The organism is Enterococcus sp. DIV0806c, assembly GCF_051710905.1.
In the GTDB taxonomy this organism is placed as follows: Bacteria; Bacillota; Bacilli; order Lactobacillales; family Enterococcaceae; genus Enterococcus_B; species Enterococcus_B mundtii.
This window is the reverse complement of the sequence record NZ_JBIOLO010000002.1, coordinates 15975-29089: the sequence shown is the minus strand read 5'-3', so window position 1 is coordinate 29089 and position 13115 is coordinate 15975. Positions and strand designations below refer to the sequence as shown.

Sequence of the window (13115 nt, the reverse complement as noted above, 5' to 3'; positions counted from 1 at the left end):
TATTTCCATGTTCCATTAGTCACTGGCAGCGTTACAGATTTCTGTGACGCTGCTTTTTTAGAAAGGATTATGACAAATGATACACAAACAAACGATACAAAAAAGTCTATGGTTGCTTATAGCGCTCTTCTTTTTCTTGCCCCAGGCGGTCCAGGCCGAAGAAGCGAGTTTAAATACGTACGTTACCCCTCTTTTTCCAGAGAGCCAAGTGGATGAAAGTAAAGGATACTATGAGTTATTACTCCCTCCTGGACAAAAAGAGACTTTGCGACTAGAAGTCGGAAATTCCAGTTCAGAACCAATCAACGTTCAGGTGACACCGCATACGGCTTATACTAATACTTTGGGTAATGTCGAGTATGGCAAAGATGTTGAAGAAGCGGATCCAACCTTAATCCACTCCTTGGATGAGCTGATGACTCCTTCGGAGGTCATTACTTTAGCTGGAAATGAAACAACGGTTATAGAAATTCCTCTGCAAATGCCTAAAGACGCCTTTGAAGGGTATTTAGCCGGCGGCTTACGAATCGCCGAAGTAAAAGAAGAGGAAGATAGCGATGCCCCAGGAGGAGAAGGCGTAGCTATCAAGAATGAGTTTGCCCATGTGGTTGGTGTGGTCGTTAGTAATACTCGAGACTCGGTGCAACCGGAGTTGGAACTATTAGATGTGTTCGCGGATCAATTGAACTATCGCAATGTGATCAGTGCCACGCTACAAAATTTTACGCCCACTTTTGTCAATCAATTGGCGGTGGAAGCGACCGTAAAACGAGCAGGGGAGAATGAGGTGCTCTATAAGGCTGAGAAAGAAATGATGCAGATGGCGCCAAATTCTAATTTCAACTTCCCGATTTCTTTAGAAGGCGACCGTTTTCGAAGTGGGAACTATGTCCTTGAATTAACAGCTACATCGGGAGAGAATGAATGGTCATGGACACGTGAATTTACGATTGAAGCCGATGAAGCCCGCAAGTTAAATCGAGAAGACGTAATGATTGATTCTGGTGTCAATTGGTGGATGATCGGTGTGATTATTTTGCTTATTTTAATGTTTGGACTTGTGCTTTACCTGATGTGGCAAAAGAAAAGAGCACGTGAAAGCGAAAAAGAAGTATAGAGAGGAGGATTCCATGAGAAAGCTAATGAAAAAGGGAATGCTCATTTTAGGGACGATGATTCTTGTTCTGCATGCATTCCTCCTGCCAGTAGGCATCGTCTATGCGGAAACCACGGATAAAAAGGAAGAGGGGCAAGTACAGGAAGAAGAACAATTGGAACTTCCATCCATAAAAAACTATCCAGAAGTGAAAAAGGAAGGCAATCCTCGCTTTTCCTTTCCTCGCTCTCGCCTTCAAGGAACGGTTGAAGAGCCATTGAAGGTGACATTTGTTTCAGATCAAGAGGTGACAGAGGCAAGAATTACCCTCCCGAAGGAAGCAAAGCTGGTAAAAGACCAGTTACAAGCTGGAGTTGCCGTCAACCAAGAAGAAGAATCAGATGAATGGGTGATTCAAGCGGAGCGTGCGCAACAAACGTTTGTGCTTCCAGTGGTATTTAAAGCTGAAGGTAATTATGATGTGTCCGTCGAAGACGTAACTGCGACACTTGAAATATCGGAAAAGGAAGAACCGGAGACTGAAGATCAATCAGAAATGAATCAGGATTCATCTGATGAATCAAATGAAGAACATGAGCAATATCCAAATACGACTGAACAATCAGAAGAAAAAGGAGCGCCTGTAGCAACCGAAGAATCGAAAGAGGAAGCTACTCCTTCTGAGAACGAAACATTCAAACAGGCGGTCTTTGATGGAAATACAGAAGAAGTCTCAACAATGGCTGCATTCAGAGAAGCTGTCGCAAATCCTGAAGTCAGCATTATCTCTGTTCAAGCAAATTTAACTGAAAATACAGCCAATATCATGACGATCGACCGACCAATCAAGATACAAGGAAACGGACATACGCTGACTTTTGGTAACACTGGTTTTTATTTTCAATTTGAAGATGTAGAAGAAGAGACTACCTTCCGGATAGAAAATGCGACTATTGCAAAGATAGGTACTACGCCATTAATGAATGCCTCTTCTGAGAGTAGTCGTAATTGGACCATTGAATTAGAAGATATTACAGCATTGAATGCCAATGAATTGAGGTTAGTATCCTCTCCTGAAGGGAAACTAGTTTTTACAGGAGGCCAATCAAATTTTCAAGGGATTGCAGCTACTACAATTTTTATTGAAGCAAAAGAAATATCCGCTATAAACCAAGCGCGGGTAACTATTAATCGAGGAAACTCAACTGTTTTCTTTTCAGGAGCTACTATAACAAATCCAAAGTTAATCATAGAAAATGGTTCAACCATAACGATTACCACAAGTGCTGGTGCAGCAAATACAATCGATTTTAGGGGAGAAAACCCAGAGATATCTATTAGTTCAAATAGCCAACTCACAGTCACCACTGGAGGAACAGGAGATGTTCCATCAGATATAATAAATAATGCGGTAGTACTTACCGGAGTTGGGCCGAAAATATTGATCAACTCAGAGAGCAGGTTAACGATTACAACTACTGCAGCAAAAAGAGGAATACACTTAAGTGGAGACACCGCAAAACTAACGGTAAATGACTCCGAATTAATCGTTACTTCTGCATCACAATCAGCCGTGGATATTACTGGGAATACTCCCGTGTTTTCTACAAAAAATAGTACGATTCAACTTACTTCAACTACTGGTACAGCATTAAATGTGACAGGTAGAGAACTATCCGTAAATTTTGACACTTCAACAGTAAGACTATCTAGTACGAGTGGTCAAAGGATAAATTTGCTTGGAGATGCTGCACATTTTAAACTTTCCAATACGCAGATGGTAATGACTTCCTCTACAGGCCGAGGGCTATACATGCAAGGTGAAACACCCCAGGTTCGTTTGGATAACAGTCAACTTACCATGACAGATACTGGTGATTCTCAGGGAATGATTTTGCAAGGACCAGATGCCTTGCTTTCTTTAGAAAATGAGAGTGAATTTATTTTAACAGGTGCAGGAGTAGGAACATCAGAAAATATTCAGATAGGCAACAACAATGACAGACCAGAGCTCTCTGTTACAGGTGCTTCAACTCTTTCTGTTTCGACCACAAGCGGTGCTGTGATACCAACAGAAACCGCAAACAACGCTCTTCATTTGAGAGGAACAGAACCTAAAGCAACAATTTCCGGAGGTTCCAAATTAAATGTTTCAGTAACAAGTTATAACAGAAGAGGGTTCTATTTAAATGGAGAAAATGCAGAGTTAGAAGTTAGTAATAGCCAATTAAATGTACGTACTGCTGCGGGTCAGGCATTGAGTCTTCTAGGACTTTCTCCTATAGTAAAAATGATAAAATCCTCCTCTGAAATAGAAACGACAACAGGAATTGGTGTTGATTTATCTGGAGATGACGCATTGTTTCAATTAGATGAAACCAAGTCAGCCATTCGATCTAGTTCTGGACAGCGAATGAATCTAATAGGAGCAACCCCTACCTTGTCTATGGTCAACAGTCAATTGGAAATGGCTGCTTCCACAGGTCGAGGAATCTATCTGCAAGGCGTGACGCCTCAAGTACTCTTAAATAATAGTCAGCTTACCATGACAGATACTGGTGATTCCCAGGGAATGATTTTACAGGGGACGGATGCCTTGCTTTCACTGGATAATCAGAGTGAATTCAACCTAAACAGTTCTGGACTTGGTTATTCAGAGAATATTCAAATAGGCAATAATAATGCTAGACCAGAGCTTTCCGTGATTGATGGTTCTAAACTATCTGTCACAACCACAAGCTCAGCTGTAGCTGCAACAAATGCTGCGAATAATGTTTTACATTTAAGAGGCGACTCACCAAAGATAGGTCTTCTTGATTCAAAAATTAACGTGGATATCACGTCTGGTAATCGACGGGGATTAGTTATGACAGGTAATACATCTCAAGCTATTATAGAAAATAGTGAGTTGGAAACAAATGTACTTAATGGGACGAGTTTCTATTCTGATGGTAATAACGGGATATTTGAAATTAAAAATAGTACATTCTCGTCAGAAACAGTTGGTGGAGATAATATTTCACAAATTGGAAATAACAATAACCTAAGTATCAACAACTCAAGTGAGGTTTCTTTGAAGACCACAAGTGGACGTAACATATATGCACAGGGAAATACAAATGTGGTTAATATTGCCTCTAACAGTAAAGTTAACATAAATTCTGTTAGTGCAAGCAGTATTTGGCTAAATGGTAGTTATCCTAAACTAGATATTTCAGACGCAGGTACAGAAGTTACGATTGCTAGTTCAGCCGCTGCCGTTTTTTCTGTAGCTACAGTGTATTTGGGAACTGGCGTGGGGGTATCACCAGGAGCAGAAATTAATGTTTCAGATGAAGCTTCTGTTGAAATCACTAGTAATATGGCAACTACAATCGGACTTTGGAGTGAAAATGCGCAATTCAACATTTCGGAGAAAGCAGAATTACTAGTTAAACAAGGGGCTTCTTCTGAACCTGCTGGAGGTGCAGCAGCGGCGGTAAGATTTATGCAATTTGGTAATAGTAGTTTTACGATTGATGATGCGAAGATGAGTATTGAAAAAACGGGGGGATCGACACCTGGAATGCGTATGTTTGGAAATAATAATTCCATAATGGTTAAAAATGGCGGTGAATTTAGCGTCTATAATCCTGGAAATGGTACAGCAAATGATGGAGGAATCGGAGTAAATAACCAGGGAATTAGTTATCCAGGTGGTACAAATAATTCCTTTTCTATTGAAGGAATTGGTTCAAATGTCAATATTATTGCAGAAAGCGGTCCTGCGTTAGATATGGGAACAAGCTCTCCTACACTTGATGTCAAAAATGGGGGTATATTTAGAGCCGAAGGTCGAACTGCGTCGGCTACCGCAGGAGTATTTAGTGCTGCAGTAATTAATGTGAATTTTGAGAATCCTCTGTATATGAATTTCCAAAATAATCGTCCAGGTGGGGGAAACATTTTTAATGTCAATAATGGTTCCACATTGAAAGCAACGAATAGTGATTTATCTGTTTGGAAAAATGGGGCAGATCTTGCTGGGGATCCAGATTTGGATTTCCGCAGTATTGATTATTCATTTGGAGGCGCAAATTTCAACCTATTAGGCGAAACAAGTGCACCAGATCAACTAAATACGGACGTGTTTGGAAACACAGGTTTAACTGCATACAGTCGATTAAGTAGTAACAATGGGCGATGGGCCATCGCAGATGAGTTGAGAGTGCCAACCAATGCCGATAAGAAAATCTATGGGCGCGTGAGTCTTCCTGTAGGATTAGATGATAGTCGCCCAGCATGGGACGATGAAGCGATCGTGACAGTCGAAGTAGAATCTCCATCAGGACACACGCAAGACTATACGACTAAGACCGTCGGTCATTCAGACGAATCACCAGGTATCAGTATCTACGGAGAAGACCCACGTGGCGGACTTTTTGAAATCACCTTACCTGAACCCCTTGAAGCAGGATCAAAAGTTCGAATCAGTCACGTAGAATTAACCAGTGGCGAACTGACCGAAGGTTTTGACCACCAGATCTTAACAGATACTGTGGAAGTCTTTCCAATCGTCCCTCCGGCACCTGCGAAATTCTCATCTTCTATCATTGGTGAAAATAGTAAAACCATCCAAGGGATTTCAGAAAATAAAGAAGCTGAAGTAACCGCAACGTATAATGGGCAACCCTTTGATACATCAGATGCCACTATCAACGATGAGGGCAGATTCACACTTGATTTAAGTGAACTCTCATTACAAGAAGACGATGAAATTCAAATCTTTTTACGGGATAATGCAGGATCCGCAAAGGCCGCAGAGGTCGTTGCTCCACCTGAAACAAATAATGATCGAGGTAATATCAATCCGGCAACCGAGTTACTGTTTCATGATGTGACATTTGAACCAGCGACGATTTTAACGGTTGGGAATCTTGGTCCTGTTTCACCGGTAGATCCGATGAATCCAGAAATTGAAGTCGATCCAGAGAATAAACCTGAGCTCGAAGAAGACCAAGGCTTGTTAAGCATAGATTTTGCTTCTCGATTCACATTTGGCCAACAAGCAATTTCTACGCGAACGAAGCGATATTATGCGCAACCGCAACGCTTGTTAAATCCGGATGGAACCGTCAATGAGGCTGAAGAGCGACCAAACTATATCCAGATCAGTGATCGACGGCCAGAAGAGGAACGTCACGGCTGGCAATTAGCAGTTACGCAAAACAGTCAATTTACGGATCTACAGGAAAATGAACTAAGAGGGGCTCGTTTGTCTTTCACTAACCAACAATTGGAGTCTATTCACGGAAGTGATGAACCGATGTTGTATGCTCAAGACGGTGTTACCTTAATTCCAGGAGAAAAGACTAAACTTCTGACCGCGCTCGATGGCCAAGGAGCAGGTACCTGGATCTATCGGTTTGGTGACGGTGAAAGTGCAAGCGAAAGCGTGGCACTTGAAGTTCCTCCAACCGCGAATCCAAGAGCAAGCACCTATGAAACAACACTCACCTGGGAACTAAGTGTAGTTCCCGATAATTAGTCACAAGAAAGAAAAGGGCTGCGGCTCTTTTCTTTTTCTTCATAGAAAGAACAGAAAAAAATATGCACATTTTATTTGATCATTTAGTCATGGCAGATAAGACTAAACGTTGGCTGCTCTTATTGGCGACGTTAGAAGAAGAGGAACATGTTACCGCACAAACCTTAGCTAAACAGACTGGGTTTGGGCGACGGACGATTATTGAGGATATAAAGGCGATCAAGGACTATTTTGGTGAGCGGATCCATTTGATCGGCGATGAGAAGGGCTATCACTTTTCCTTTCTGAATCCTAAAGAGTATTATGAGAAGAAACAAGCGTTACTAAATGAAGAGAAACTTTTTCTTTTTGTGGATCAGTTGGCTGCGGGAAAGTGTTTAGACAATCAACAGTGGATGGCGTATCTTGATGTGTCGAGTGCAAGATTTCAACGGATGAAACGGCAGCTTCAAACGTTATTAACGACCTATTATGGGATAAAAATTGAATCTAAAACCAATCAATTATGGGGAGAAGAAGCGGGGATTCGCCAATTCCTTTATGATTTTTATTTCACTTTACCATTGTATCCCCAGTTTCTTTCAGAGCATATTCAGGACCAACATCAGGAGAAAGTGACGATTCAAGACGGACCTTGGCACCTAGATCAAACCTTGTTTAATCAATGGCTGAAACTAGCTAAGCAACGAGTCGACCAAGGACATTGCTTACAAGAACAAGTGGCACATAAACAAGCCCAAACAACTCTAATCCAGGCTTTGGATCAACAGGTGAGTGTGGTTCTGCCAGGACCAGAAAAAGCTGCGTTGTTTCTTCTCTCGTTAGATGAGAGTCAATTTTTGAACCCTTTGACACAACAGGCATTTACCCGCACATTTTCACCTGCGAGTGAGTATGAGTTACCGATGCATGAGACCGAAGGTCTGACTTATGGTTTTTTCGAAACACTCCTTTTTTTAATGGAGGCCTTTTTCCAGCTACCTACACTTGAAGCACCAGAACAAGTGCCGTATGTAAACAGTGAGAAACCGTCTCCTCTAGAAGTACTCATGAAACGTTTTTTAGCTGAGAAGAAAAAATATAGCCAGACGATTTATGTTTCCTATCAGCTAGTAGGACCACGTGCTTTGACATGATGGATCAAACAGGAAGTTGAAACGATTTTAAAAAAATCTGGGCTACAGGTGGTGGAAGCTGACCAAATGAATCCACTTGGACTAGTACGTCATGTACAAATCGTGAATCAACCACAAGCTAGAAACGCTCGTGAAACGATTGAACTTCCCTATGTACCTAGCAAGGAGAAAATCGATGAAGTGCTCTCTGCATTTTCTGAGTCAAGATGAGTTACCGAGCATAAGAGGGAAATATTTGAAAAAGTGAGGGGGAAAAAAATTGCGTGAGTTTCAGATGGCGTTTATTACAAGCGCAGAGGTCAAGCGATGGATGCAGGTGTTAAGTGTGATGGAACAAGAACGGCGTTTTACGATTGGAGAGCTGAGTGAACGACTGGCTATTTCACATCGTACCTTGATAAAAGATATTCAAACATTCAAAAACCATTTTGGCACAAGCATCGAATTACGTTCGAATTATAGTGGGTATTATTTTGAAGAACGAAATCGTAGGGACTACCAAGAGAAAAAAGAACAACTGTTGGAAAACGAAGTGTTATTTGAAATCGTGGGAAATGTTTTTTGGGGAAAAGATTTTACAGTGGCTGACTTGGCTCACCAGCACAGTTATGCAGAGAGTACTTTACGAAGGTTTTTATTAAGAATCCGACCGGTATTAGCTGAGTATGAGTTAACGTTGGCTTTTAACCCAGTCAATTTTTTAGGGGAAGAAGCCAATATCCGAAAGTTCTTTTTTGATTTTTATTATAGCAGTGAACAAACTCCGTATACAATCCGTCCGCCAGAAGACTTACATACGTTGGTCTTGAACGAACTGTCTGGCAAATTGGGGAAGTATGAGTTGGGTACGGGAATAACGATTTCAGCCTTTTATTACCAGCTTTATATCGCAATGGTCCGAGTTCATCAAAACCATTTTGTGTCCTTACCTGAATGGGTAAAAGTAAGCATTTATCAGGAAAAAGATTTTCAGTTGCTTTATTCTTTACAAGAAAGGATCAAAGATAAATACGAGATCTATCTATCAAAGGAAGAATTCGCTTGGATCCATTTATCGATTATTTCCAAACGGACGATCCATCGTGTGGACCAAGAACAAACTTTTAACCAACGATTCAACCGCTGGAAGGATCTTCAGTTCATCGTGTCAGATTATCTTTCTGATCCTTTCTTTGAACAATGGGATACGGATACTTTAGAACCGTTTATGACCTCTTTTTTCCTTTCGCGCTTGATGAATGAAGCAGTGAGTCCAGTGTTGAACAAAGAGCTAGAAGAAATCCATTGGATGGTAAAGAAAAGCGATAAACAGATTTATGAAGCCCATAAACAATTTCTCTTAAAACATGCCCGAGTACTCAGTTTTTCTGGCCAATATTTTGAAGATATCGTGGTGAGTTTTACGGCATATATGAACTTATTGTTCCACTATTACCAACCGGTCAAAAAAGTTTTATTTTTATTAGAAGGTGACTACTTAATGGTTCAATCCATTCGAATGCAGGCACGTGTACTATTAGGGGAATATCATAAGCTGTTGTTTATGCCGCTTCAGGAATTGACGCCGGAACATTTAAATGATGCACACGTTGATTTGATTGTAACGAACTATCGACCGTACCTTTTGGATTACTCTCTTGACACGGATTATGTTCTTATGGGCAGTATCCCTACGGCGCAAGATTGGGCAAGAGTCAAGCATCAGTTGAATCCACTGATCGATCATGAAACATTTTAAAAGAAGGAAGGAAAAAACAATGCCTACATTTTTTACAAAAGAAGCGTATCTGGAGGGCTTTCAAAGTACCTTTGAAGAGGCAGAAAAACGAGCAAGTGAAGACCTAAAGGTCTATTTAAACACCCAGATCCAACGATTGGAAACCTTAGTAAGTCAGATCTGTCAGGAGAATTTTTGGGAACTATTGCCGGAGATCTTAGGAATCGATGCCAAGATGAGTCTAGTAGTAGATCTGATCGACTTTGATCACTGTTCAGATGTGGAAATCCTTCGAATCGTTGAAAGTGAATACTCCACCTACTTTAAAGAACTATGTGGGTACAATCGCAGTATGGACCCGAAACATTCCATGATTTTCAATGTGGTATGATGGATTGATGGCTGATGGGAATAACTTAAATGTTTAGGCTCTTACTTTAGTAAGAGTTTTTATAATGGTTAATGATTATTTGTCTTTATATAGGTATTCTTATTGTTTATTTCATTTTTAATTCTATAAACTGTTTGTCTAGTAATATTGTAGTCTTTTGCAATCTTAGAAATAGCAACGCCATTCTCAAGATCCTCAACGATGCTTTTATAAACAAGGCGACGTTGGGGATCTTTTGTATCTGCGCTATATAACTTAGGACGTCCTTTGTAAACACCATTCGCTTTTGCGATCTTTATCCCTTGTGCCTGGCGTCGTTTGGATTCTTTACGTTCCTGTTCGGCAATCATGGCCAAGATCTGAATGATTAGGTCTTTGATAAATTTATCCAGGAGAGGATTTCCGATTGCTTCAGCCATGATCGGTAAACTAGTGATGATTAGCTGTACATTCTTCTTTTTTAAATAATTGACTGATTCAATAATCTCGTCATAATTTCTTCCTAATCGATCGATGGCTTCGACAATAAAAATATCTTGTTCTCGGACAAAACCTAAAGCTTCCTGGAAAATCGGTCGATGAGTAATTGTTGCTCCAGATTGTTTCTCAATGAAAATTTTTTCTGCACCAAACTTTTTCATTTCTGTAATTTGTCGTTGTTCATTTTGATCAATCGATGATACTCGAATATAAGCAACTTTCAATTTTTTTACCTACTTTCTCAAACTATTTAAAACACACCCTAATCATACATTAGAAAACTAGATTTTTCAATGATCGGGTAGTGTCTATTTAGGGTACACTTAAAATTAACATTGCTTAGCTCAATACACGATATATTATTTTTATTTGTAAACTATATCGTGTATCAAAGGAGAGGAATATGATCTACAAGACAATGTTCTGATTGATGACTGCGACTAAAACCAGTCAAAGATGAGGATGCGATTCTGAGTATATGAGACAAATGAAGAAAATTATCCTAATAAAATACCTGCAGGAGAAATTAGATTATTTGGTAAATCGCTATAAATTTCACTTTAAATATATGTGCCGATCAAATAAAAAAGGTTCTATGAGTGTATAAAACACGAATAGAATCTTTTTTATTTTACATGGTTAAAAATATTTAATGTATATGGTTTTTGATCTATATGGTTCAAAAAAATGATCTAAAAACTTTATTATTTAGGAAAATGTATTAAATGGCTCGTTCTATTGAACTGTAAAGATCATGATGGTATTGTTGAACCAAGAAATAGAAAACGATTTCAAAAAATGAGGTGTTCAATAATGGAAATTAAAGAGATGATTGATCCCAGGTTAATTTTATTTGATGAACGAATTAATACTAAAGAAGAATTATTTGATCAAGCAGCAAAATTATTTAATTCTGTCGGGATCGTAGAAAATATCAAAAAGTATAAAAAGGATTTATTTATTAGGGAAAACCAAACTTCCACAGGGATTGAAGACAGTTTTGGAATTCCACATGCCAAAAGTCAAGCGGTCACAAGACCAGCGATAGCTTTTATCAAATCTGGACCTATTTCGGATTACAAAGCTATGGATGGATCAACAGTCGAATATTCGTTTTTGATTGCGGCTCCAACTAAAGGTTCGGATGAACATTTAATGATTTTAAGCAGTTTAGCAAGACTCCTCATGCATAAGGAGTTTCGAAATAAATTAAAAGAAGCAGTAACCCCAAAAGATATTATAGATATTATAAAAACAAACTACTAGGAGAAGAGGGAATATTATGAAAATTGTAGGTATTTCTGCTTGCCCCACAGGAATTGCACATACGTATATGGCTGCGGAAAAATTGGAAAAGACGGCTAAGGAAATGGGGCATTTTGTTAAAATCGAAACACAAGGTGTAAAGATTGAAAATATATTGACCGCAGATGAAATCGAAGAGGCTGATGTTGTTATCTTAGCAGTGGATAAGAAAGTTGGTACTAATCGTTTTATAGGGAAGAAAGTAAAACAAGTGTCGACAGCTAGAGCAATTAGAGAACCAAAAAAAGTTATTCAAGAAGCATTGGATGGAGAAGATGTTAAAGTTATTTCGCAAAAATTCTCTAAGCCAAATAGTTCAGAAAAAAAATCTGGTATATATAATCATTTTATGAATGGTGTTAACTACATGTTACCTTTAGTGATTGCTGGAGGGATATTAATTGCCTTTAGTTTTGCATTTGGAATCAATGCAGCAGATCCTACCGACCCTACTTATAATCAGTTTGCAGAAGTATTAAGTATAGTTGGAGGTGGAACAGCATTTGCATTAATGGTTCCAGCATTATCCGCAGGTATTGCTACCTCCATTGCTGGTCGACCAGGTTTTGCCGCAGGTTTGGTAGCAGGTACAATGGCTGCAAGTGGTGGGTCTGGGTTTTTAGGGGGAATGATTGGAGGGTTACTGGCTGGATATGCAACTCATTTTTTAGCGAATAAGGTAACGATTATTAAATCCTTCGCGTCATTATATCAACTGATTGTGGTGCCCTTAGTATCAGTAGCATTGACTGGTTTTGCAATGTTTTATTTAATTGATAAACCCATTTCCCTGATTCTTGATGGCCTAACTAGTTGGTTAAATGGGTTAGGTTCTACTAGTGGCGTGTTATTTGGTTTGTTAATAGGAGTTATGATGGCAAGTGATATGGGCGGGCCAATAAATAAAGCTATTTCTACTTTTAGTATCGGGCTTATGTCAGCTGGTGTAAATGCCCCAATTGCAGCTTGTATGGCAGCTGGGATGACACCACCGCTTGGAATCGCACTAGCTTCTCTTTTGTTTAAACGTAAATTTACACAAGAAGAGCGTACTTCCGCTCAGTCTTGTTGGGTTCTTGGCTTATCCTATATTACTGAAGGAGCTATTCCTTTTGCAGTAGCTGATCCAATTCGTGTAATACCTAGCTTGATGGCAGGATCTGCAACAGCTGCAGCAATATCAATGGGAGCGGGTGTTACTTCTCTGGCTCCACATGGAGGTATATGGATTCTTCCAATACCTAATGTATTAAATAAACCGTTAATGTATGTTGTGGCAATAGGATGTGGGATGCTCGTCACAGCAATGATGTTAGGATTTTTAAAAAAACCGGTATCTGAAGAAAATGGGATATCAACAACAAGTGAGACAGATCTACTATAAAAATTGTGGGGGAAGTGTCCTTGCAATAGATTATTATTGTTGCAAGGACTCTTTAAAGATAAAAAATTAAATGGAAAGA

Annotated in this window: 9 protein-coding genes; 8 read left to right on the top strand and 1 reads right to left on the bottom strand. The window is 39.5% G+C overall.

The features are described 5' to 3' along the window. Window positions 1–76 precede the first annotated feature (76 nt). The 6 genes from IGK77_RS14940 (at window position 77) to IGK77_RS14915 (ending at window position 9867) form a co-directional block, all read left to right on the top strand. Window positions 77–1117: a DUF916 and DUF3324 domain-containing protein gene (locus IGK77_RS14940; protein ID WP_438713248.1), complete on the top strand. Its 1041-nt coding sequence runs from the start codon at window positions 77–79 to the stop codon at window positions 1115–1117. A gap of 13 nt (window positions 1118–1130) precedes the next feature. After that, complete coding sequence (locus tag IGK77_RS14935; protein WP_438713247.1) at window positions 1131–6623, top strand: WxL domain-containing protein; 5493 nt, start codon at window positions 1131–1133, stop codon at window positions 6621–6623. Window positions 6624–6685: 62 nt separating this feature from the next. Further along, a complete protein-coding gene (locus tag IGK77_RS14930; protein WP_438713246.1) occupies window positions 6686–7759 on the top strand; it encodes a helix-turn-helix domain-containing protein in 1074 nt (357 codons plus the stop codon). A gap of 66 nt (window positions 7760–7825) precedes the next feature. Then, window positions 7826–7969, top strand: coding sequence for a hypothetical protein (locus IGK77_RS14925; RefSeq protein ID WP_438713245.1), 144 nt, complete (start codon window positions 7826–7828; stop codon window positions 7967–7969). 49 nt (window positions 7970–8018) lie between these two features. Next, the gene (locus tag IGK77_RS14920) at window positions 8019–9497 is read left to right on the top strand and encodes a helix-turn-helix domain-containing protein (protein WP_438713244.1); all 1479 of its coding nucleotides are present in this window, start codon (window positions 8019–8021) and stop codon (window positions 9495–9497) included. 19 nt (window positions 9498–9516) lie between these two features. Further along, a complete protein-coding gene (locus IGK77_RS14915) occupies window positions 9517–9867 on the top strand; it encodes a DUF7006 family protein (RefSeq protein ID WP_142432914.1) in 351 nt (116 codons plus the stop codon). Between the two features lie 68 nt (window positions 9868–9935). Here the strand turns inward: IGK77_RS14915 and IGK77_RS14910 are convergent, their stop codons facing one another. Next, window positions 9936–10571 (bottom strand): recombinase family protein, encoded by a 636-nt coding sequence (locus IGK77_RS14910; protein WP_438713243.1) that lies wholly within the window; start codon window positions 10569–10571, stop codon window positions 9936–9938. Between the two features lie 589 nt (window positions 10572–11160). Here IGK77_RS14910 and IGK77_RS14905 point away from each other — a divergent pair. Beyond that, entirely contained in the window at window positions 11161–11613 is a 453-nt protein-coding gene (locus IGK77_RS14905; RefSeq protein ID WP_438713242.1) for a PTS sugar transporter subunit IIA, read from the top strand. 16 nt (window positions 11614–11629) lie between these two features. Continuing rightward, a complete protein-coding gene (locus IGK77_RS14900; RefSeq protein ID WP_195514464.1) occupies window positions 11630–13036 on the top strand; it encodes a PTS fructose transporter subunit IIC in 1407 nt (468 codons plus the stop codon). Window positions 13037–13115: the final 79 nt, after the last annotated feature.

Excerpts from the sequence above, each read along its gene's own strand:
- IGK77_RS14905 (WP_438713242.1), top strand. The coding sequence starts at position 11,161 with ATGGAAATTAAAGAGATGATTGATCCCAGGTTAATTTTATTTGATGAA.
- IGK77_RS14940 (WP_438713248.1), top strand. The coding sequence starts at position 77 with ATGATACACAAACAAACGATACAAAAAAGTCTATGGTTGCTTATAGCG.
- IGK77_RS14925 (WP_438713245.1), top strand. The coding sequence starts at position 7,826 with ATGAATCCACTTGGACTAGTACGTCATGTACAAATCGTGAATCAACCA.
- IGK77_RS14930 (WP_438713246.1), top strand. The coding sequence starts at position 6,686 with ATGCACATTTTATTTGATCATTTAGTCATGGCAGATAAGACTAAACGT.
- IGK77_RS14935 (WP_438713247.1), top strand. The coding sequence starts at position 1,131 with ATGAGAAAGCTAATGAAAAAGGGAATGCTCATTTTAGGGACGATGATT.
- IGK77_RS14915 (WP_142432914.1), top strand. The coding sequence starts at position 9,517 with ATGCCTACATTTTTTACAAAAGAAGCGTATCTGGAGGGCTTTCAAAGT.
- IGK77_RS14900 (WP_195514464.1), top strand. The coding sequence starts at position 11,630 with ATGAAAATTGTAGGTATTTCTGCTTGCCCCACAGGAATTGCACATACG.